Origin of the sequence: Lysinibacillus piscis (assembly GCF_026012395.1) — a bacterium.
GTDB classification, from domain to species: domain Bacteria; phylum Bacillota; class Bacilli; order Bacillales_A; family Planococcaceae; genus Lysinibacillus; species Lysinibacillus piscis.
The window spans coordinates 198,668-222,070 of record NZ_BRZA01000001.1; the positions used below are offsets into that span (position 1 = coordinate 198,668).

Below are 23,403 nucleotides of genomic sequence, written 5' to 3' on the forward strand. Positions count from 1 at the left end.
ATTTTAGTCGATATTGAAGCCAAAGACAAAAAATAATCCTTAAAATTCAAAAAAATGTCTAAGCTCACGTTTTTACAGCATTTTTTCCTGTGCTAACCTTAAAATTGCTTGTGCCGCCTCATCAATTGATAATGTCGTTGTGTCTAAAAAGATAGCGTCCTCTGCTTGAATTAACGGTGAGGCCTCTCGTTCACTATCCATTTTATCACGCAAGGCAATTTCTTCTTGTAGCTTGTCTATCGATGAAACAATCCCTCTTTTTTGATTGTCTAAAAAGCGACGTCTTGCTCGCTCTTCCACTGTAGCTGACATAAACACTTTCAATTCAGCATCTGTTAATACGTGTGTAGCAATGTCACGACCATCCATTACAACACCGCCATTTGCCGCTAGTTTTTGCTGCTGTGCTACCAATTGTTCTCGCACCTTAGCATGTGCAGCCACCTGTGATACAGATGCTGTTACCTCATTCGAACGAATGGCATCTGATACATTCTCACCATCTAAAAAGACAAGCTGCCCCTGTGCAGAAGGCTTTAAATCAATCGTACTTACAGCTAGCATGTTAGCAAGTTTTGTCTCATCATCTAAATATATGTCCTGCTGCATCGCTTTATACGTCACTGCACGATACATTGCTCCTGTATCGATATATGTAAAGCCAAGTGCCTCTGCTACAATTTTCGCAATAGTACTTTTACCAGCACCCGCAGGCCCATCAATAGCAATTTGAATATTTTTTTTCATCATTCATCGGCGAAAAAATCGTAACAAAATTATCGCCTTCTCTCCCTTCCATTCACAAGGCATACACTGTTACACTTTTATAAGAATAACGGCTATATATCCTCTTTAATCCCGTTCTATTGTAGCACAAAAACGAACAGATGCGCTAAATCAAAACAGCCCTTTACGTATTATGTAAGGGCTGTTTTATAAAAGCAGTATACACATAAAAGAATTTGTATCGTCTTAAGATAAATCTGTTTCTTTTCGACGATTCATTAATTGTCGTTCAAAACAAAAACGGACAATGTATTGCTGATCGATATCATCTGTACTTGTCAATTGAATCGTGGCAATTTTTTTATGATCCTTTTCAAAAACACGAGCAATTCTCGCATCCGTTACTACATATTTTACATCGCCATTTGCAAATGGTAAAACAATCGTGAGTTTCACCTCATCATTGTCCTTAAAATCTACAGCACCTCTTAAAGTCAAGGCCAAGCCACCAGCACTAATATCCTGTGCGACCAGCTGATATTTAGCCTCTTTAAATTGAACAGCAACATCAACAGGTGTTTCTACTCGTACATATTCCCTACGTTGAATTTTGATAAATTCCTCAGGCTTTGGACAATGCAGCATAATCATTGGAATATTACTTGCCATACGACCGATTACTTCTGTATTAAAGACATATGAATGACTTTCCTCTGCAAGAAAGGTAGCTCTAAACTCCGCACCATCCATTAGAAAAGCCGTTTTTTTAGTCATCATATTGACAGGATAATCAATATAAATAATGTTGTCTTTTTGTTCAACTACTTTACAAGAAAATTTTTCAATTCTATCTGTATAAGTAGGTTCTAATTGTAATTGTGTGCCAATTTTTATATCCATGAGCATCCCCTCAAACAAAATATATGTTTATTATCGCATGAGATCCCCATTTTGGCTATACGAATTCATCATCGTTCTTACAAGCTACGTTAAATATTCCACTTTTAAAACATTGTGGTGTTCTGCATCAATTACAACACGGAATGTCTCTGGTCGATCACCATCTCGAAACGCAATGACTTCATAGCAAAGACGCTGCTCAAACTGTCCATTGTCTGTATAAATTTCTTTCACTTCTTCTACACGTACATCTTGATCAAAAAATGTTGGCCAATCAATTGGCTTCGCTACTTGTGGCTTAATCGTTTCTTCTTGAACATATTCCATAGCATTGACACCGAGTAACTCACCTGTATCTTTTGCAAGCTTAAGTTGCACACCATCTGCGTAAATCAACGCATTGTCCTTTGGATGCTTACGTGCGAAGGTCACGTGCCATGCTTGATGATTTTCCCGTGATTCCACAAAAGCAACATCCTTCATATCTAATTTCTTTAAATGCTCCTGTGCCATTGCTAAAATCTCGTCTTGCGATAGTTTTGCCTCATCAACAGGGCGTTCCACTAAGTATGATAAAATATGTCCACCCTTTTCTGTTATATCTACATATCCTAAACGAATCCCTTGATGGAATTGAATATGATAAAAAGGATAAGGTGCGGTATCACTGCTTTTTGCCACCGTAAATGTTGCATCTTGAATGACTGGGAATAAGGTTTTTACTCTTTCTAATGCTTCTTTTTCCGTGATGACAGCATCTTGTAATGCTTTTAGTTCAATTTTTTTCTGCCAATCCGATTCACTTAAAGTCAGTGGAAAATCTTTCTCTCCATAGCCTTTTAATGTTTTTTGTACATTCGTAAATGTTGTGTTGGATTTCGTATCATCAGCCTGCTGTAACCAAACATCCATATTACCATTATGCTTATAAAAATCTACCGTTGCTGCTGTCCATTCATCTGATAAGGATTGCAAATTATTCGAGACTTGTGGCATTTTTTCGCGCCATGCTTGATAATCTCCAGACTTTGCTGTATTTTTCGCCTCATCACCAAGTCGTCCTAAATAGTTCAGCCACTCACTCGACATCTCTTGTCCAATCGGAATGTTGGAAAGAGAAGAACGTACCTCAGAACTTAAACGCCATACCGAATCTAATTCATTATGAATTGCCTGCTCATCACGAAATAATAATGATTTGGATACAGATTGTTGCAAGTGTGACAGTTTTTCTGACGCATCTGTTAATTTATCCGTATATTGCGCAAGTACAGCACGCTGTAAATTTTGATTATCTTTGTGTACATTAATACCATACGCTCCCAAGCCAATTACACCTAATGTTAATATAACTAATAATGTTCTCACACGATTCCTCCTTCCTATGAACAGAAAATATGCTCACCAATTTGTTTAATTTGTGGTCGTGACCAAATCCATTTACTTGTCGCTGTTTTTGGATTGAAATAATATAATGCATTTTCCGATGGATCCCAACCATTCATCGCATCGATAACGGCTTCCTTTGCACGCTGATTTGGTTCAAGCCAAATTTGACCATCTGCTACAGCTGTAAACGCCAATGGTTGAAAAATAATACCTGAAATCGTATTTGGAAAATCAGGGCTTTCTAAACGATTGAGAATAACGGCTGCTACAGCTACTTGTCCTTCGTATGGCTCACCCCTTGACTCACCATAGACGGCATTCGCAATAAGCTGTAAATCCCGCTCGCTATATTTAGGTGGTAATTGTGTTTTTGTACCATTTTGATTACTGCTACCACTATCTTTCTTCGCTTGCTTGTTATTCGATGCTGTATTTTTTTTCACCTGTTGCTCCAAAGGAACACCACCAAAATACGTAAATTGATGACCTGCCTTCAATTGAGCCTTTACCCATGCTTCATCATAATCCGAATAGCCTGCTAATGCTTTTTTTGTCTTTGCTCCTGCGACACCATCAATAGGTAATCCATATTTCTCTTGAAAATTACGGACAGCCCAGTAGGTGTTATAGCCAAATTGCCCATCAATTTTACTTTTATAAAAGCCTAAATATTGGAGCCTTGCTTGCAATTCAATCACATCATCTCCATAAGCTCCTCGTGTAATTTGCTGTTCACTAAATGCTGCAACATCATTTTGTGGTAATATGCACAAAGTAAGCGCCATCAACAAAACAAGATTTTTACTAAATAAGCGCACTTTCATCACTCCTTTTTCATAGCTTGAAACAATTGTTTAAATTTATACATAAAAAAGCATAGAAATCTTTGACGATTTCTACGCTTATAATTTTTTTTGCATATGCAAATGTTGTACGAGATGGTGATGTGCTAATTTTACTTTTCTCAAGCCAAACCACCATAAGAACAGCATGAATGGCACCATTAAATAAATCCAATAACCTTTAAATGACAAGATAGCATTGTACAGCATATGTAAAACAATGGGTGCAAATAATGCCAAAGCAATCATTTCCTTTGTCCTTGCTTTTTGAGAAAATTTCGCTCGCCCATAATAATAGCCCATCACAACCCCAAACAAAGCATGACTTGAGACAGGTAATAATGCGCGCATAAAGGCTGTATCTAAGCCAAAGGATAATAAATATAAAATATTTTCAACTGTCGCAAATCCCAATGATACACTTGCCCCATACAATATACCATCATATGGATCATCAAATTCAATGTGATTATAAATAGCAATCAGCAAAACAAACCATTTAAAAAATTCTTCCACAACACTTGTAAATACAACATCTTGGAAATAAACCGAATAAAAAATACCTTCTTCTTTTAAAACATATTGTAAAAATAAAATTGGGAAAGTTAAAAGTGCACCATATAAAAATGTTTGAAATAACGTTTTTCTTGGCTCTGTTGCCATCTGATTGCGCAAATAAAAATAGCTAAACAGCGCTAAACCAGGAGCAATAGCAGCAGACAATAAAATAATCATGATGCCCGCTCCTTTCAATCATTGATTTACTCAAACAAAACCGATTTTGCTAAGTATTTTGGTCAACATGATATGTAGGTTTCCTTCAATTTAAAAAACAGCCACTATAGAAAAAGAAACTGTTATTATTATACCATGCAATAAGCAAAAACTTTTCAAAGGGGCTATTATTTTTATGAAAAAAAGAATTTTACTCATTCATACAGGTGGTACAATCTCAATGGCAATGAGTGCGGAAGGCGCTGTCATGCCAAATAAAGAAAACCCATTAATGAAAGAAAGCAATAAGCTCGACACATTGGCAACGATTATTGAGATGGAAGCCTTCAATTTACCTTCTCCTCATATTACGCCAAAAGAAATGCTACAATTACGCAACATCATTATGGAAAAAGTAGCAGTAGAGCAAGTGGATGGCGTTGTCATTACACATGGCACAGATACATTAGAAGAAACCGCTTATTTTTTAGAGCTAACAACGAATCTAGCTATTCCAATCGTTTTAACAGGTGCAATGCGTTCCTCTAATGAGCTTGGTGCAGATGGTATTTACAATTTAATGGAGGCTGTACGTGTAGCTGTTGATGATGAGGCTCGTGATAAAGGCGTGCTTGTCGTGATGAATGATGAAGTCCATCTCGCTATTAACACAACAAAAACGAGTACAAGCTCTGTTAATACATTCCAATCACCACAATATGGGCCACTTGGCTTGATTACCAAATCACGCATTCTATTCCATCATGCCCCTATCCGTCGTCAATATGTAGACGTGCATCATCTAACAAAACGTGTGGCAATGCTTAAAGTATATGCAGGTATGGAAGTAGATTTACTCGATGTTGTCCTTGCTTGTCAATATGATGGTGTTGTGCTGGAAGGTCTTGGACAGGGGAATGTGCCACCCGCTGTTGTGAAGGGAATTGAAAGCCTTATCGAGCGTGGTATTCCAGTCGTTCTTGTTTCTCGTTGCTTTAACGGTATTGCAGAGGGTGTATATGGGTATGTTGGTGGTGGTAAAATGCTCGAAGATTTAGGTGCTATTTTTGCTACAGGCATTAATGGTCAAAAGGCACGTTTAAAATTATTAATTGGTTTAAATAAAGCTGGCACACCTCTTGATTTAAAGGAATTTTTCTTATAACCAACAGCTAAAAGTCGCCTCTCTCTTTCAACATTGCAAAATAAAACAATCACTGAAAAAGTCGATTTACACCAATTTTGCTGGTATAAATCGACTTTTTCTTTATTAGAAATAGATAAATAATAAACATTTATATTATTTTACGGATTTTTTTAGTGCTACACCTATATATTGTGGATAGCATAGTGGAACCCATTTTCAATGCCTTATTAGAGACACCATATGCTGGAGACGTACTCTTTATCATTCCAAAATGTTATTGTTCGCTATCAATTCCAGCTTCACATCAAATCACAGGGATGAAAAACCAAGGTGTATATAGATAATTGGCAAAGTTTCATATAGAAACTGCTGAAAGACCGTATACTTAGAGCACATGTACAAGCTATTTTTGCTCACTTTTAATGCTAGCTTGAGCGGCTGCAAGACGTGCAAGCGGTATGCGGTATGGTGAGCAACTTACGTAATCTAACCCTACATTATGGCAAAAATGGATTGAGCTTTTTTCTCCTCCGTGCTCTCCACAAATTCCTGCTTTTAACGCTGGCTTCGTTTGTCTTCCAAGATTTACCCCCATCTCTACAAGTTTACCTACACCTTCTTGGTCAAGCGTAGCAAATGGATTTTCTGGCAAAACCTTATTTTGGATGTAACTTTGAAGGAATTTACCTTCTGCATCATCACGACTATATCCAAAAGTTGTTTGAGTTAAATCATTCGTTCCAAAAGAGAAGAAGTCTGCCTCTTGTGCAATTTGATCAGCTGTTAAAGCTGCTCGTGGAATTTCAATCATCGTCCCAATGGAGTAATCATATTGCTGTCCAGTTTCCTCTGTCACTTGCAAACCAGCTTGCATCACCAATTCACGCATTTCTTTTAATTCATTTACATGACCAACCAACGGAATCATAATCTCGGGTTTGACATCTACGCCTCTTTCTTTCACATTTGCTGTAGCATAAAAGATAGCTTTTGCCTGCATCATATAAATTTCAGGGTGCACCATTCCTAGTCGACAGCCCCTATGGCCTAACATTGGATTAAATTCGTGCAATTGACGAACTTTTCTTAAAAGTTGTTCCTTCTCTTGCAGTTCATCTGGATTTGAACCTGATAGCTGAAGCTTTGTTACTTCAACAAGCAGCTCCTCCTTATTCGGTAAAAACTCATGCAGAGGAGGATCTAGTAAACGAATTGTCACAGGATTCCCTTGCATCGCTTCAAAAATTCCTTCAAAATCCTCCTGTTGCATTGGCAATAGCTTCTTAAGTGCTTCTTCTCGCTCTTCATATGTTTCTGCAAGAATCATCTCTTGTACAATAGGAATGCGAGTTGCATCCATAAACATATGCTCTGTACGACATAATCCAATCCCAGCAGCCCCAAATTCCAATGCCTTTTTAGCATCTTCAGGATTATCTGCATTTGCTCTTACATCCAGTTTCCTCTCATCATCAGCCCAAGTCAGTAACATTTGAAACTCCTCTGAAAGCTGCGGCTCAATCATTGGAATTTCACCTAGCATAATTTCACCCGTTGAACCGTCAATCGTAATTCTATCACCTTGACGTATAATCGTGTCTCCTACTTTAAACTGTTTTAATTTCAAATCAATATCTAATGTTTCACAGCCACATATGCAGGCTTTTCCCATCCCTCTTGCCACAACAGCAGCATGACTTGTCATACCTCCACGACTTGTCACAGTTGCCTGAGCAGCAACAATACCGTGAATATCATCAGGTGTCGTTTCGGGGCGTACAAGAATCACCTCCTTTCCGTCTTTCGCCATTGCTTCCGCTTCATCCGCATCAAACACAACTTGTCCCGTTGCAGCTCCCGGAGAGGCTGGTAATCCCTTCGTCAATGGGCTACGTTTATAGGTATCATCAATTCGACGATGGAGTAGCTGATTTAACTGATCTGGATCGACACGTAGAATGGCATCCTTCTTACTAATTTTTTGTTCTTCTACTAATTCAACTGCAATCCGAATAGCAGCCTGTGCTGTTCTCTTACCAGTTCGTGTTTGCAGGATAAATAATTTTCCACGCTCTACAGTGAACTCGATGTCTTGCATATCTCGATAGTGTCTTTCAAGCAGTTGACAAATCTCCACAAACTGCTTGTACACCTCTGACATTTCATCTTGAAGGGTAGAAATTGGTTGTGGGGTACGGATGCCTGCTACAACATCCTCTCCCTGTGCATTGATTAAATATTCACCATACAAATTCCTCTCTCCTGAAGAAGGATTACGTGTAAAGGCGACGCCAGTGCCAGAATCATTTCCCATATTCCCAAAGACCATGCTTTGAATATTCACCGCTGTACCAAGATGACTAGGAATTTTTTGCAGACGGCGGTATACAATCGCACGTTGATTATTCCACGAATCAAAAACAGCATTGATGGAAAGGAATAATTGCTCTCTTGGATTGTTTGGAAAATCCTTTCTTGTATGTTTTTTCACAATCGCTTTGTATGCTTGAATCACTTCCTGCCAGTCTGCAGCAGTCATTTCCGGATCTGAAGCATATCTCTTTTGTTCCCTGATTTCCTCTAAAATTTGTTCGAAATAGAAACTATCTACACCAAGGACAACATCACTAAACATTTGAATAAATCTACGGTAAGAATCATAGGCAAACCGTGGATTGCTTGTAAGTTCAGCCATCCCTTTCACTGTTTCATCGTTCATTCCAAGATTTAACACTGTGTCCATCATACCAGGCATTGAAAAGACTGCACCAGATCGTACAGAAACAAGCAATGGATTCATTGGATCTCCAAGTCTTTTTCCTGTTTTTTCTTCCAATCTCTGAAGAGCATCTAAAATTTGAGATTGAATCTCTGCTGGAAGAGATTTCTCTGCATCATAATAGGAATTACAAGCTTCTGTCGAAATCGTAAAACCATAAGGAACGGGTAAACCAATTCGAATCATTTCTGCTAAATTCGCTCCTTTGCCTCCTAAAAGCTCCTTCATTTCACTGTTTCCTTCGTCAAACATATATACAAACTTACTCATATACTCCAATTCCCCTCTTTTTTAAGATTGCTAATATGAAATCCGCAGCCTCTTCCACTGCTTTATTAGAAACATCAATAATCGGACAACCTAAGCGTTTGATAATCTTTTCAGCATAGTCTAGTTCCTCAAGAATTCGCTCCAGATTGGCATAATTTGCTTGAGCTGTTAATCCTAAATTTTTCAAACGCTCTCTGCGTATTTCATTCAGTTTATCTGGTGTAATCACTAAACCGATACAGACATTTCTTCGAAGCTCAAACAGTTCATCAGGAGGTGCTACCTCTGGTACTAAAGGTACATTCGCCACATTCAGTCCTTTATGGGCTAAGTAAATAGAAAGAGGTGTCTTTGATGTTCGGGAAATTCCAATTAATACAATGTCTGCATACTTTAGCCCTTGAGGATTCCGTCCATCATCATTTTTCACCGCAAATTCAATAGCCTTCACCCTTCGAAAATAGTTAGCATCTAATTGTCTCATTAAACCAGGTTCACACTTGGGGGTCATTTGAAATGTATGAGCAAATGCTTCCATTAGTGGATTGATTAAATCAATGGCAATAATCCCCTCTTCTCTTCCTCTTTGGTCAAGATATTCTTTTAAAAAGGGAATTACTATCGTATAGGCAATGATGGCATTACTTCGCTTGGCGACAACAATAATTTCATCAATATCTTCAGCTTTCTGTACATAGGACCTATGTTGAATCTCCACATCATCTTCATTAAATTGGGCTGCAACTGCTTTAACGGTTAGCTCAGCTGTTTCACCAACTGAGTCGGAAACTACATAAACAATTTTTTTCTCATTCACATCTAGCCCACCTCTCCCTTGTTGATTGGTCATTTCATATGCAGCTACTACAGTCATGACATCATTCATACAACCATTATCTCACCATGATTTAGATTCATAATTAAAAGCCACAATCAGAACTCCCAGCATCACATGTACAATTGAATTCCCATCAAATGCAACAATCATTATTCATCCACCAGCTCAAAAGCTCTAAAAAGAGGTAGCATCAGAGAAATCTGGTTATCCATCTTATAAAAATCAGCAATATCTAAAGTATTCTAAACTCAGTAAATAGCCGATTTATAGTAATCAACTATATGATGGTGTTTGGCTATTAAGAAATGAAATTGTCTATTTTCATGATTGTTCATCTGCCTCCTAGTTAAATTGATTTGAAGCGACCACATTCTACTAATTAATAAGCACACACAGTAATCATTTTTACATTTGTTCTATAATGTTACTTATGTAAATATTGTAGTGCATTCAATTATTTCATGTCAACGTAATTTTCTGAATTTTTAAACTTCACAATAGAGCCATCAGCACAAAAAAGAGAAATCGAATTTCATCGATTTCTCTTCATGTCTAACTTATATGGATAAAAATAATAAGGATTTTTTACTCATAACACTTCACACTCATACTCAATTACTCATATTTTTTAGGTTTGAGGACCACTGATTTTACATTGGTTTTACAAAAAAACATTTGTAAAAAATACTACAACTAAGTATTCTATCAATTCAATCACTTCTACATAAATAAACGCAATCACCATTCATTTTAGTAAATGGCTACCATGCGAAAGTGAAACATCACACAAATTATCCTTTCATTACTCTACAGCCATAACTTGCTCATAATAGTCTAAAATCTCTCCTAAGCGAAGAACAGCTACATCAAAGTCAGGCTGAATAACAGCAAACTGGATAAAATGATGCGCACGTAAATACGTACTATCACCATGTGCAAACAGACCGTTTAATGATAAATCTAACTGCAAATTAGCGAGTATTGGTGGATACTGTAACGTGATTAGCATTGGATAGGTAGTAGCCGATACTTGCTGGTTCATAAATGGCAATTGTGATAACGTAGCAAATCGTTGCTGTAATTGCGCATACCTTGCTGGATATGCTTGAAGTGCCTCCACCATACTACCAACTAAAGTAGCGGGCAATGTAAATGGAATCCCTCCCTCTTGATAATTGGCTAAATCTAGATAATTAGGCACAATTGCTGAGGGTTGTGCACGATATTGTGAGAATACCACTGCTAAGCCACTCAGTGCACCAATTGCCTTGCCACTTACAGCCGTTGCTAAATAACAATCCTTCAGTGAAAATGGCATGGCTCCAAAAGAACTGATGCAATCCACACAGAGTTTTATGTCATATTTCTTTGTTAATTGGACAAGGTCATCTAGCGAATTGCACATGCTAGTGGAAGTTTCACCATGTACCCCTAGCACCCAAGTATACTGACTTGTTTGTAACGATTGCTCGATAATATTCAAATCGAACGGCTGCCCCCATGCCTTTTCTATCACATCAAAATCCAAAGACCACCGTGCTGCCTGACGTTGCAAACGCTCACCAAACTCACCATTTGTTAAAATAAGCCCGCGTCCTAATTGTTGTGTATGCAACTGCCCTAGCATCATCTCATTCGCTAATGTTCCTGTCCCAACGACAATTGCTATATGATTGGCTTCAGATAGCTCAAGCAATTTTTGAGACATTTGCTTATAAAGGGCTTGAAAGGCTAACGTACGATGTGATAGCTCTGAATAATCCCCGCTTGCCTGCTGTTTTACGGGTCCAGGATAAAATGTGTAACAATCCTTCGCAAGGCGCTGCTGCAATGATTGCTCAAATTGCTTTCTCGTTAACACCATCGGCAAAAACTGTGCTTCCTGTGTGCCTACAGCAGGAGCAAATTGTGTAAAGCCCATTTGTTCATATAATTTTTGTTCTCGTGTGGTCCCTGAGATAACGGCAGCCGTATAGCCTTTTTCATAAGCATAGGTCGTTAAAGCCTGCATTAACTTCATAAATACACGCCCTGTACGATAGCCTTTCTTCACAGCCAACAGACGAATTTCACATAATTTTTCACAGTTTATTGATGCTAAAAATGGCTCTACCTCACCAATTTTTTCATCCAGTGAAAAAGGACGTTGGTCTCGAAACGCTAGCATACCAACCAATTCTGTCTTTTTATAAACGACTACATATGTATTTTCTTGATGAAAGCGATCCACCTTTCGCCTCTCATGATTTGGTTCATGCTGCGGAATTTCCTCCACAAATGTTTCATAATTTAACCGTGCAATCGCTTCAAATTCTTGCTCACTTTGCGCAATTTTACACCAATACATCTTCTTACCTCCATTTCTTCAATGATTCTTTAATATTAGACATATGTTTAATAATCATGCATCCTATCACAATAAAAATAGGGCTATAGAGCTGTAGATTTCCTGTATAAACAATCGCACCTATATAGAGTACAAAGCCACCTAGCATACTTAATGTTAAACTTCTTGTAATGATAAGTGTAAGCACTGTTCCCACAATCATCATACAAAATAGGCTTGGTGAAAGAGCAAGACCTACACCAATGAACGTAGCGACACCTTTTCCCCCTTGAAACTTTAACCATATAGGATATAAATGCCCGATAATGACGAGGGCGGCTCCTCCAATAACTACCCATTCATCTAATTGTAGATAACGTCCCACAAACACCACTATTACACCCTTCAAGGCATCTCCTAAAAACGTCCATAAAAAAGCCCATTTCCCAAGAACACTGCCTGCATTACGCGCTCCTAAATTTTTACTGCGCTCCATCTGTAAATTAACACCATACACTCTTCCAACGAAAAAGGCTGTCATAATGTTCCCAATTAGATAACTAGCTAACCAATAAAAACCAATCACATAACTCCCCCTATGATTTTTCCATCTATCTCCACTTTCTATATCATAAAACAGGAGCATATGTCTTAGCAATGCTCCTGTTTGTCATTCGTTTTATTCACTTTTTGTCTTGGCTCTAATAGCTTGTGCAATGGCATCTCCATGGAAACGCCCATTCTCGATGAAAATTTCATTGGCATTATTGCCCGCTGCTAATACACCCGCAATAAACAACCCTTCCACATTCGTTTCCATCGTCTCTGGATGATAAAATGGACGACCTGTTTCCTCATCAATCGTTACACCCATCGCCCGTATAAAGGTATGGTCAGGATGATAGCCTGTCATGGCAAAAACAAAGTCATTGACGATGGTTAGCTCCTGTCCATGACGATTCAACACAACCTCATGCTCCCGAATTTCCACAACATTTGTCTCAAAATACATTTCCACTTCACCTGCACGCACAACACCGTCAAACTCTGGAAGTACCCAAGGCTTCACACTTGCCGAGTATTCGCTCCCCCGATAAACAACTGTTACACGAGCACCTGCTTTATTCAATTCCAATGCGGCATCAACTGCTGAATTTTTCCCACCAATAACAAGGACATCTGTATCAAAAAATTCATGCCCCTCTTTAAAATAATGATAAACCTTTGGCAATTGTTCACCTGCAATATTCAAATAGTTAGGGTGATCATAATAGCCTGTCGCAATCACCACGTATGGTGCTTCATAAACCGCTTTATCGGTCGTTACTGTAAACATTTCTCCCTGCTTGACAACTTGCTGAACCATTTCAAATCGATGGACTTGAATGTCTTTCAAACGTACCACTTCTCGGTAGTAAACAAGCGCTTGATTGCGTTTTGGCTTACGTCCTTCAATGATAAACGGTACATCCCCAATCGCTAATCGTTCACTTGTACTGAAAAATGTTTGATGTGTAGGGTAATTGTAAATTGCATTCACGATATTGCCCTTTTCAATGACAATTGGCTGTAAACCAATGTTTTGTAAAGCAATTGCCGCAGCTAAACCGCATGGACCACCACCAACAATAACTGCATCTACTTGCTGCATAACTGACACCTCATTTTATTCTTTAGAAATTTCAATCTCGATTACATGACATTGTGGTTTTGCCCCTAAACGCAATGGTAATAATGTTGTGCCATAGCCATTGCTCACTAATGTCATCACACCGTCTCGCTCTCGATAAGAGCCGTTCGGATGGACACCATATGGACCAAGGCGAATTTGCCCGCCATGCAAATGACCACCCATCATTAAATCGGCACGGAATTTAGCACGGACTCTTGCAAAGACACCTGGGTTATGAGAGATAAAGACGACTAAATCATCTGCGCCTACCTTTTGAAAAGCCTCATCAAAGCTATATCTTCTCGTTGATGTATCTTCAATTGCACTGAGCCAAAAACGGTTTTTCATTGGTAATAACACCGCATCATTTGCAATAATTCGCACCCCATATTCTTGGAAAATCGTACACAAACGTTCTTCTCCTACTTCACGATCATTATTTCCCCATACAAAATAAGTAGGCCCTAATGCTGTCAATAGCTTCAAATTTTCATGAATACGGGTGATCGGTGTACGATGATCCGCAAAATCTCCACCGATAATGACCGCATCGAATGGTGTTACCAATTGTTTGATCATGGCAGGATTTATTTTACGTAAATGTGTATCGGAAATAAAAAACAATCGTACCGCTTCCTCTTGACCCTGCAATTGTAGTGAATGCTGTAAAATATTATTTTCATGTGCTATTTTCCACATATACAGTAAAAAGGCAATGATGCCGATAAAAACAATCCCTACATATATCATGACCACTTGCTCCTTCCATATTACAGCAAAAAGACGATTCCCAATGTTGACGAATCGTCTTTTCTAACATAAGACGCACGTTTTCATTTCATCGATGTGAACGTTTGTCTTTCATTGTATATGAGATCAACACGATTGCCAAAGAATGACACCTATTATTAAGGGAGCTTAATGACTTGCCCTACATAAATATCATTAGAAGCCATGCCGTTTGCTGCACGAATTTTGGCTAATGTTGTTTCACTGCCATCACCATAATGATTTAAGGCAATGCGATAAAGGTTTTCATTCGTTTTCACTGTATGTGTGCTTGCTTTTGCAGCCTGTTTTGCCTCTTCTGCTTTGCGTGCTTCTTCGGCTTTTTTAGCGGCCTCTGCTTCAGCTTGTTTTTGCTGAGCAATACGTGCCTCTTCTGCCTTTTTTGCTTCTTCCGCTGCTTTTTGTTGAGCCGCTAATTTCTCAGCGTCTTTTTTTGCTTGCTCTACTGCCGCTTGATTATCTTTTTCGTCCTGTTCATTTTGTTTTTCTTCTGCTGGTGTTGCTTTTTCATCGACTTTGCCTACTTCAATCACAGCATCTGATTGCTTTTCTACCTCTTCAATTGGCTTACCTGGCTCATAAAATTTCACAAAATACAGTAACACAGACGCTGGACATAAAATAAAAATAATAAAAAGTACTGTCATTAAAGGGAATCTACGCTTTTTATTTGTCGGTTTCTTTTTATGATCACCATTTTTATCCATACGAGAAACTCTCGATAATGTTTCTTGCTCTTCACCTTCAAAGGATTGACGATGTTCTTCCATTTTATCACGATAATCTTCTTTACTCATTGATTTACCTCCAACCTTACTACGCTTTCTATGATTCTATTATGACGAATATTGCGAAAAAAGTAAATGACCGCAATCGACAGCTATGTTCCTAGTAACAATTGCTGTAAACGTTGTTGCCACGACATCATAGCGATATCCTTTACTTGCTTCCGCCTCTCTTGTTGGACATCCTCATACTGAATTCCACAAATTTCGCAACACTGTACAGGTTGCTTCTTCAAGTGTTGCCCAAAATAATGCAGTAACTGTGTACGGATACAGGCTTTCGTTGTGATAATTTTTTGCATTTCATCAACGGCGCGATATTTTTCCACTACTAACTCATTTAAGCGTTGGACTACTTGTTCGACACTTTCCTGCTGTAGCCAATAATCCAATACACGAAAAGCTGTCTCTCCAATCTCCCCATTTTTCAACATTTGTGAAGGTAAGAGCTGCTGCTGTTGCAGTTGCTGATAACGTTCGACATGGTGCGCTGTGGGCAAATCGTTGGTAGCGACAAATTTCGCAAGCTCCTCGTCTCCATCCGCATACAATAAAATCGCAAGTGCTGGCTGACCATCTCGCCCTGCCCTACCAATTTCTTGCATATAGTTCGCTACATTTGCAGGCATTGTCTCATGAATGACCTGTCGTATATCAGGTTTATTAATACCCATTCCAAAGGCATTTGTAGCTACAATCCAATCGAGCTCTCCGTCTAAAAACTGCTGTTGTATAAATTGACGATCCTCAGCACCATACCCTGCATGATATGCTGCTGTATGTACACCTGCCTGTAGTAAGGCTTGACTATACTGTTCTGCCCGTTTACGTGAGGCTACATATAAAATACCTGGACCTGTCGAGGTTGTCATATGTTGCAGTGCCCATTGTGCTTTCTCTGCTTTCTCTGCTTTCTCACTAAACATCATGCGTCCTAATCGAATATTCGGTCTATCCACACTGTAAATAAATTCAAATGGCCTATTGAGTGACAGTGTTTGACATATATCATGCATGACCTTCTCTGTTGCCGTTGCAGATAAGGCTAGGACAGGTGGACGCTTTTCCATTGACAACCATTGCCCAATACGCAAATAGTCTGGGCGAAAATCAAAGCCCCACTGTGAAATACAATGTGCTTCATCTACAACAATCAGACCTAGCTCCATTTGTGCTAATTTATCCTGTACCTGCTGCTGTAGCAACATCTCAGGTGATGTAAAAATAAAGCGATATTGCTCTAAAAAATGCAGTGTATAACGCTTTTCATGTGCTGTTAAAAATGAATTCAGTGCGACCACTCTTTTTTCGCCAAAACGTTTTAACTCTTCCACCTGATCCTGCATTAAGGCAAGAAGGGGTGAAATTACTAATACAGGCTTTTGCAGCACATATCCCGTCAGTTGGTAGCACAAAGATTTCCCCATACCTGTTGGCAATAAAGCAAGCACGTCTTGCCCTTCCAAAATGGCTTCTATAATCTCCCGTTGCCCTGGTCGAAAAGATGTGTAGCCAAAATGCTTTACAAGCAATTGCTCAAGTTCCACCTAAACCTCCCCCTTTGCAAGTACTAATTTTAACTGAAAATAGCTCATATCTCCTATTACCTCATACAATATTTTCAATTTTTTCGTTTGGTATTGTTTCGATGCTTGCCATACTTTTGCTGCCTCCCCGTATGTGACGAATGAGCCGATAGAAAAGTTCGGTTCATACATCGCCATTTCGACAATATGATCCTCAATCGTACTTTGCTTGAGCTTTCTAATTTGTGCGATTTGGTCGATGGAATAGCCTTGTTCATATAGAAAAGCCGTTTGTTGTGCAGAATCTGTTAGCAATGCCTGCACTCTCACACCTTCTGCTATTTGCTGTAGCAATGGATATCCATGGATACTATTTAGCCATACATGTAATAATTCAATAAAGGCTAACTGGCAATCAAGCACCGTTTCCTTACGCTCCATCGCCAATTGTTGCCATGTCCAACCAGGCAGTTGATGGCCACTCAATCGATACACCATCAATTGCTTATTTTCCTCACATACAGGTAATTCCTTCAATGCCTGCTCACATTCCGCCCATAGTTGCTTTTGTAAATGCCCCTGTTGATAATGATGCTCTAGCAAAAATTGTCTTACCCATGCTTGAATATGTATATCCTTACTAATCGGTGTAAAGGAGCGAGTATTTGTCTGATGATAGGATAAACTTTGAATAATTAATGACAATCTGCCAAAAAATAAATGTTCATTGCCACGATAATACCAGCCAGCCAATAAAAATTCAGGTGTTTGTGCCGCACGCTGTAAACCTACTTTTGTACAGCTATAATGACCTGACGCTTGCACTTCTAACCAGCTATATTGTTGAAACAAGGCAACCGTCTCATCAAATACCTCCCTCGGTAGCTTTGGCAATAGCCCGAAATAAGGATGCAATTGAAAGAGACCAATATCTTGAATAGTCTGCCCCGAGCGCTTGCCTCTCAGTATATGATAAGCGGCTGAAATCGTGCGTTCATGATTCAATTTCTGAAAAATTTGCAAAAGAATTTGATGGAACATAGGTGCAAATTCCTCCATTTTCGTTGTATTTGTGTTGAAATGTCAGATAAATATCTTTAGAATGAGTATGGAGCTTTATAGGAACATAGTAAAAGGAGAGAATAGATAATGGCTAAATACACAATCGTTGATAAAGATACATGCATCGCTTGTGGCGCATGCGGAGCCGCAGCACCAGACATTTATGATTATGATGATGAAGGGATTGCCTTCGTTATTTTAGATGATAACATGGGGACAATTGAAGTGCCAGAGGATCTACTAGAGGATATGCAAGATGCTTTTGAGGGCTGTCCAACAGATTCTATCAAAGTAGCGGATGAATCCTTTGATGGTGACGCATTAAAATATGAATAATGACAAAAGAGCTGTTAGAGAAATATTTCTCAAGCAGCTCTTTCTTTATTTTATTTAATAACTGTTGGCGCTGGATAGTCAAAACCTTTCGTATCCACTTCTACTTTTTTGATTTGCTGGTCTTCTAACGGTTTTTCTGTCGCATCTCGTTCCACTGCTACAATTTTATCCGCAACATCCATTCCTTCAATAACTTTCCCAAATGCCGCATAATCTCCATCCAAATGTGGGGCATCTGCTACCATAATGAAAAATTGTGAGCCTGCAGAATTAGGATTACCTGAACGAGCCATCGAAATGACACCACGTTCATGCTTCAAATTATTTTCGACACCATTAGTTGAAAATTCACCTTTAATGGCATAATCAGGACCTCCTGTACCATTCCCTAAAGGATCGCCACCTTGAATCATGAAATCAGGAATGACACGATGGAAAATTAGTCCATCATAAAAACCTTTCTTCACTAAATCAATAAAATTGGCTACAGTATTCGGCGCAACAGCAGGATCAAGCTCAATGACGATTTTCTCATCGTTACTCATTGTCATTGTAACAATTGGCTTTTCCTTAACCTCTTTCGCATAATCTACTTGCGCCTCTGTTTCTTGAGCTGTTTCATTCTTTGGCTGCTCCTGCTCTTTCGCTGTCCCGCAACCTGCCAATAACAACGTAAATAGCAGCAAAACTCCCATCATTAGTAACCCTTTATTGCGTGTAAACATATAAATCCTCCTTTATTTATTTCATTACATCAAGCCTATCCATATATGCAAGACAAAAGGAATAACAGGCCATAAAAACAGACAAAATACATACTTGACTACACTTTTCTCTTTTCTTATCAACGCTATCACACTGATACATATAGACAAAAAGTAGCAGATTGTGCCAGCTACTAAAAAAGTTAGAGAGGGTATAGCATTTATCAATAATACCACACCTATACAGCCCCCTGTCATTCTATCACTCCAACTCCAACATTCTCAACCATGTTTTGATTGCAACATCAATCATTATGTGTTACTATTTTTAGTAGTTGGTACTAATAACAGATATCACTTTATAAAGGGGTTTTAATCGTATGATGGATAATCTATTACAATTAAAAGATAAAAATATTGTCGTAATGGGTGTAGCCAATGACCGCAGTATTGCTTGGGGCATTGCAAAACGTTTATTTGATGTAGGTGCAAATGTCATCTTCACTTATCGCCAAGAACGATCACTTAAAAAGCTACAAAAACAATTAGAAAACATTGGACATAGTGATGCCTTTGTTGTGCAATGTGATGTCAACAGCGACGACAGCACGAAAGCGGCATTTGATGAAATTGGTGCAAAAGTTGGCGTTATTCATGGTATTGTCCATTCAGTCGCTTTCGCTAATGCAGAAGATTTACACAATCGCTTTTTAGAAACAACACGTGATGGCTATGCTTTTGCACAAGATACAAGTGCTTATTCACTTATTTCAACAGCGAAAGCAGCACATCCTTATATGACAGAGGGCGGCTCTATTGTCACAATGAGTTACTTAGGCGCTGAACGTGTGTTAGATGGCTATAATGTAATGGGTGTAGCCAAGGCAGCATTAGAAGCTTCCATGCGCTATCTAGCAGCAGATATTGGTAAGGATAATATTCGTGTAAATGCTATTTCTGCTGGCGCAATCCGCACACTAGCAGCGAAAGGTGTTCCTTCCTTCAACCAGATTTTACACAAAATCGAAGAAACAGCACCATTAAAGCGCAATGTGCAGCAAGATGAAGTAGCTGATATGACGATTGTTATGCTATCCCATCTATCACGCGGTGTCACAGGCGAAACCATTTATATTGACGCTGGCTACAATATTATGGGTTAAATTGAAAGAATGTAAGCACCTCACAAAGCTTACATTCTTTCTTTAGTTATACAAGAAATTTCTACTATTTTTAATGTATCTATTATAAAATTCAGAACCTATAGATTCTATATAAAAATCATGGTACAGTCATACAAAGCATCACAGTTCTTTCTTTCAAACGCTTGCTAAGAAAACCTAATACATATACAAAAGGATGTGGGTTTATGAAACTCAAAGGAAAGTTATTATTATCCTTCTTTATCATTATCGGTATATTTCTATCACTAAGTCTTTATGCGCTTTACGGTTTATATACGAACCAAAGTAAAACAGTAGCTATTTATGAGGACGGCCTTGTTCCGACGACTGATTTAGTCAAATTAAGCCAGCTTACTGAAAATACACGTGTTAATATGCTATCTGCTATTTTAAATGAAAGCACAGAGCCAACGACAAAAGCATTACAAAATTTAGACGATATTAATACCATTATTGAACGTTATGCTAGCTATAACATGAAGTCCAATGTGCAACAACAATTTGAAATTTTCAAAGAAAAATGGGGACTTTTTGAAAAGCGTGTACGCCTCAATACAGAATTAATACAAAAAAATGATTATGTCGCTGCCTATGAAGGTGTTAAAATCGGTGGACCCCTTTTCCAAGAAGCGACAAAAGCTCAAATGGAGTTAGCTACATTAAATGAAGCTATGGCAAATGATTTAATTAAAGAAAATCGGAAAAGCTATACAACGAATGTGAATCTGTTCATCATTGGTGGCATTATAGACATTATTATCACCATTTTAATTGCCATCTTCTTTAGCCGCTATTTGTCCAAGCATATTCAAATTGTTGTGGATGATTTGAATTTAGTGGCACAAGGCGATTTAAGTAACAAAACAATCACCATCAAAACAAAAGATGAAATTGCCATGCTTGTGCGTGGACTTACTGATATGAAAACAAGTTTAACAAAGCTTGTCCATTCTACAACAGATGCAAGTCAACAAGTAGCCGCATCCTCAGAGCAATTAACAGCTAGCTCACAACAAAGCGCTTTAGTCGTACAGCAAATGGCACAAGTCGCCCTCCAAACAGCTGAAGGAGCTGAACAACAGTTTGATCAAATGACACAAATTACAACATTTATCGAGCAAATGAATGACAGTGCTAACCAAATTGCAACGAACAGCCATCAGATGCTGAAATTATCCAAACAATCTGAAGAACGAGCAGCTATTGGTGAAAAATCAGTGAATACTGTCACAAAGCAAATGGAAGAAATCGTCCAAACAAATAACGATACTGCGGCGTCTGTCCAAAAGCTAGCAGAGCAATCGAAAAAAATTGAAGAAATTATTCAAATGATTACATCCATCGCTGACCAAACCAATTTACTCGCATTGAATGCAGCCATTGAGGCGGCTCGTGCAGGTGAACATGGCAAAGGCTTTGCCGTTGTAGCAGATGAGGTACGCAAGCTAGCGGAGCAATCAAGTCAATCAGGACAACAAATTGTTCAAACCGTTCAAGAAATTCAAGATGAAGTAGAACGTGCTGTTGCCTATATAGATGAAGGTACAACAAAAGTAAATACTGGTTTAAAAACAGCTTATGAATTAGGTACTTCTTTCCATGAAATTAGCCAGTCCATTACATCAGAGGGCGATAAAATTACACAAGTGACAGATGCAATCGAAGCAATGCAACAGCTTAGCACACAAATTACAATGGCTCTATCATCCATCAATCAAATTACTGCTGAAACAGTAGAAGCAACACAAGAAACCTCTGCCGCTTCTGAGCAACAAGCAGCGATGATGGAAGAAATTGCATCTACATCTGACACATTAGCAAATTTAGCCGAACAACTACAACAGTCCATCGAAACCTTTAAAATTTCATAAAAAATAAGACTCTACAGAAGAAAACTGTGGGGTCTTATTTTTGTAAAGCCATAGCTTAATAGACGTAGAATATGCTACAGTAAATTATATCGTAAAATTGGAGGAATTTTCATGAGTATTATTGAAGCTTTATCAGCATCCGCTCCTTATTTCCACTTGGCACTGAAAGAAGAAGCGATTGTTGCTGTTGTAGATAAGGAACGCAAAGTCGTTGTGAAATATTTGGCGGGAAAACGAGTCGACTCAGGCTATACAGACGGCGATCCAATTAATCCAAATGATCAAAATGTTTTTATTGCCTTTAATGGACAAAACGCAGATGTGATTATTCCAGAAGATGTATATGGAGTAGCCATCAATGCCTTTTCTTTCCCTATTCGTGAAAATGGTAAAGTAGTAGGCGCTCTAGCTTTCGGCTTACCCATTGACAATATGCTAAAATTGGAAAGTTATATGCATCAGATGGACGGTATTTTATTTGGCTTACAAGACCGCGTACATACAATTGCTTCACATTCAGAAGAATTAGCTGCGACAAGTGAGGAAATTAATAAACAGGCACAGCACGCTCTAGAGGACTCTCAAAAAACAAACGGTATTACAGATTTAATTAAAAGCATTTCACGTCAAACGAACTTACTTGGTTTAAATGCCTCTATTGAAGCGGCTCGTGCAGGTCAGCATGGTGCTGGCTTTAATATTGTCGCACAGGAAGTTCGCAAATTATCCTTTGAAACGTCGAATGCCACTGAAAATATTGAAACATCACTTCATAACATTAATCGTAACTTAGAGCACCTTAAGCAAAATATTGGCCAAATTAACGATGCAACAAGTGAACAGTCTCAACTTGTGCAAGATTTTAGTAGCATTATTGAAGACTTAAATGTTTTAAGTAGTGAAATGAAAATATTTATGGAAAGCACATTAAAATAAAGGTGTGATAAACTATGCAAATAACGATCGATGATACTTTATCCTTGCGTGCCATCTCCTTGGAAGATGCAGAGGCTGTTTTTACTTTAACAGATGCCTCTCGCCCTTATTTACGCCAATGGTTACCTTGGCTTGATATGACCCAAAAAACCGAAGATACCATTACTTATATTCAAGGTTGCTTACAAGGTCACACAGCTAAAAGTAGTTTATCGCTCGTCATTCTTTCTCATCAGCAAATTGTCGGTATTGCAGGCTTTAATAGCATTAACTATCACAATAAAATTGCGACAATCGGCTATTGGTTAAGTGAAGATGCACAAGGGCGAGGTATTATGACCAAGACAGTACAAGCCTTACTACACTACGCCTTCAAAGATTTACAATTACACAAAGTCGAAATTCGTGCGGCAACAGGCAATGCACCAAGCCGTGCAATCCCAGAGCGACTTGGCTTTACACAGGAAGGAACCATCCGAGCAGCTGAATGGTTGTATGACCATTATGTAGATCATGTGGTGTATGGTCTATTGGAAGAAGAATGGACAACATTGGAATAATAGCCAAATGCTATCAATCACCAAAAAACGGGCTTTCCAATTAGGAA

21 protein-coding genes are annotated in these 23,403 nt (G+C 38.5%); 6 read left to right on the forward strand and 15 right to left on the reverse strand.

The window, feature by feature from the left end; translation table 11 throughout:
• Positions 1-72: 72 nt before the first annotated feature.
• The 5 genes from cmk to prsW form a co-directional block, all read right to left on the reverse strand.
• The gene (gene cmk, locus OPF91_RS01050) at positions 73-747 is read right to left on the reverse strand and encodes a (d)CMP kinase (RefSeq protein ID WP_264986819.1); all 675 of its coding nucleotides are present in this window, start codon (positions 745-747) and stop codon (positions 73-75) included.
• Positions 748-972: 225 nt separating this feature from the next.
• The gene (locus tag OPF91_RS01055; protein ID WP_264986820.1) at positions 973-1,626 is read right to left on the reverse strand and encodes a flagellar brake protein; all 654 of its coding nucleotides are present in this window, start codon (positions 1,624-1,626) and stop codon (positions 973-975) included.
• A gap of 84 nt (positions 1,627-1,710) precedes the next feature.
• Positions 1,711-2,994, reverse strand: a complete 1,284-nt coding sequence (locus OPF91_RS01060; RefSeq protein ID WP_264986821.1) for a PepSY1/2 domain-containing protein — start codon at positions 2,992-2,994, stop codon at positions 1,711-1,713.
• 14 nt (positions 2,995-3,008) lie between these two features.
• Positions 3,009-3,800, reverse strand: coding sequence for a spore cortex-lytic enzyme (gene sleB / locus OPF91_RS01065; protein ID WP_264987847.1), 792 nt, complete (start codon positions 3,798-3,800; stop codon positions 3,009-3,011).
• Between the two features lie 117 nt (positions 3,801-3,917).
• A complete protein-coding gene (prsW, locus tag OPF91_RS01070; RefSeq protein WP_264986822.1) occupies positions 3,918-4,592 on the reverse strand; it encodes a glutamic-type intramembrane protease PrsW in 675 nt (224 codons plus the stop codon).
• A gap of 175 nt (positions 4,593-4,767) precedes the next feature.
• On the opposite strand from prsW, the gene OPF91_RS01075 reads away from it, so the two are divergent.
• Positions 4,768-5,736, forward strand: a complete 969-nt coding sequence (locus OPF91_RS01075) for an asparaginase (protein ID WP_264986823.1) — start codon at positions 4,768-4,770, stop codon at positions 5,734-5,736.
• A gap of 385 nt (positions 5,737-6,121) precedes the next feature.
• Here the strand turns inward: OPF91_RS01075 and ppdK are convergent, their stop codons facing one another.
• The 9 genes from ppdK to OPF91_RS01120 all read right to left on the reverse strand — a co-directional run bounded on the left by ppdK (position 6,122) and on the right by OPF91_RS01120 (position 17,744).
• Positions 6,122-8,767 carry a pyruvate, phosphate dikinase gene (gene ppdK, locus OPF91_RS01080; protein ID WP_264986824.1) on the reverse strand — a complete coding sequence of 882 codons (2,646 nt, stop codon included), beginning with the start codon at positions 8,765-8,767 and terminating at the stop codon, positions 6,122-6,124.
• A complete protein-coding gene (locus OPF91_RS01085) occupies positions 8,760-9,584 on the reverse strand; it encodes a pyruvate, water dikinase regulatory protein (protein WP_264987848.1) in 825 nt (274 codons plus the stop codon). The genes ppdK and OPF91_RS01085 overlap by 8 nt, the downstream gene beginning before the upstream one ends.
• A gap of 823 nt (positions 9,585-10,407) precedes the next feature.
• The gene (locus tag OPF91_RS01090) at positions 10,408-11,952 is read right to left on the reverse strand and encodes a GNAT family N-acetyltransferase (RefSeq protein WP_264986825.1); all 1,545 of its coding nucleotides are present in this window, start codon (positions 11,950-11,952) and stop codon (positions 10,408-10,410) included.
• A gap of 4 nt (positions 11,953-11,956) precedes the next feature.
• Positions 11,957-12,517, reverse strand: coding sequence for a glycerol-3-phosphate acyltransferase (locus tag OPF91_RS01095; RefSeq protein WP_264986826.1), 561 nt, complete (start codon positions 12,515-12,517; stop codon positions 11,957-11,959).
• 93 nt (positions 12,518-12,610) lie between these two features.
• On the reverse strand, positions 12,611-13,582 hold the full coding sequence (locus OPF91_RS01100) for a YpdA family putative bacillithiol disulfide reductase (RefSeq protein ID WP_264986827.1): 972 nt from the start codon (positions 13,580-13,582) through the stop codon (positions 12,611-12,613).
• Positions 13,583-13,597: 15 nt separating this feature from the next.
• Positions 13,598-14,353: a metallophosphoesterase gene (locus OPF91_RS01105; protein WP_264986828.1), complete on the reverse strand. Its 756-nt coding sequence runs from the start codon at positions 14,351-14,353 to the stop codon at positions 13,598-13,600.
• Positions 14,354-14,511: 158 nt separating this feature from the next.
• The gene (locus OPF91_RS01110; RefSeq protein WP_264986829.1) at positions 14,512-15,189 is read right to left on the reverse strand and encodes a LysM peptidoglycan-binding domain-containing protein; all 678 of its coding nucleotides are present in this window, start codon (positions 15,187-15,189) and stop codon (positions 14,512-14,514) included.
• A gap of 83 nt (positions 15,190-15,272) precedes the next feature.
• Positions 15,273-16,724: a RecQ family ATP-dependent DNA helicase gene (locus OPF91_RS01115; RefSeq protein WP_264986830.1), complete on the reverse strand. Its 1,452-nt coding sequence runs from the start codon at positions 16,722-16,724 to the stop codon at positions 15,273-15,275.
• A complete protein-coding gene (locus tag OPF91_RS01120) occupies positions 16,725-17,744 on the reverse strand; it encodes a YpbB family protein (protein ID WP_264986831.1) in 1,020 nt (339 codons plus the stop codon).
• A gap of 108 nt (positions 17,745-17,852) precedes the next feature.
• On the opposite strand from OPF91_RS01120, the gene OPF91_RS01125 reads away from it, so the two are divergent.
• A complete protein-coding gene (locus tag OPF91_RS01125) occupies positions 17,853-18,101 on the forward strand; it encodes a ferredoxin (protein ID WP_264986832.1) in 249 nt (82 codons plus the stop codon).
• Between the two features lie 50 nt (positions 18,102-18,151).
• Here OPF91_RS01125 and OPF91_RS01130 read toward each other — a convergent pair whose 3' ends face one another.
• Entirely contained in the window at positions 18,152-18,826 is a 675-nt protein-coding gene (locus tag OPF91_RS01130) for a peptidylprolyl isomerase (protein ID WP_264986833.1), read from the reverse strand.
• 359 nt (positions 18,827-19,185) lie between these two features.
• Between OPF91_RS01130 and fabI the strand changes: the two genes are divergently transcribed.
• The 4 genes from fabI (at position 19,186) to OPF91_RS01150 (ending at position 23,356) form a co-directional block, all read left to right on the forward strand.
• Positions 19,186-19,968 carry an enoyl-ACP reductase FabI gene (fabI, locus tag OPF91_RS01135; protein ID WP_264986834.1) on the forward strand — a complete coding sequence of 261 codons (783 nt, stop codon included), beginning with the start codon at positions 19,186-19,188 and terminating at the stop codon, positions 19,966-19,968.
• 206 nt (positions 19,969-20,174) lie between these two features.
• Positions 20,175-21,860 (forward strand): methyl-accepting chemotaxis protein, encoded by a 1,686-nt coding sequence (locus OPF91_RS01140; RefSeq protein ID WP_264986835.1) that lies wholly within the window; start codon positions 20,175-20,177, stop codon positions 21,858-21,860.
• A 111-nt stretch (positions 21,861-21,971) separates the two neighbouring features.
• A complete protein-coding gene (locus tag OPF91_RS19090; protein ID WP_309297393.1) occupies positions 21,972-22,796 on the forward strand; it encodes a methyl-accepting chemotaxis protein in 825 nt (274 codons plus the stop codon).
• Between the two features lie 14 nt (positions 22,797-22,810).
• Complete coding sequence (locus OPF91_RS01150) at positions 22,811-23,356, forward strand: GNAT family N-acetyltransferase (protein WP_264986836.1); 546 nt, start codon at positions 22,811-22,813, stop codon at positions 23,354-23,356.
• Positions 23,357-23,403: the final 47 nt, after the last annotated feature.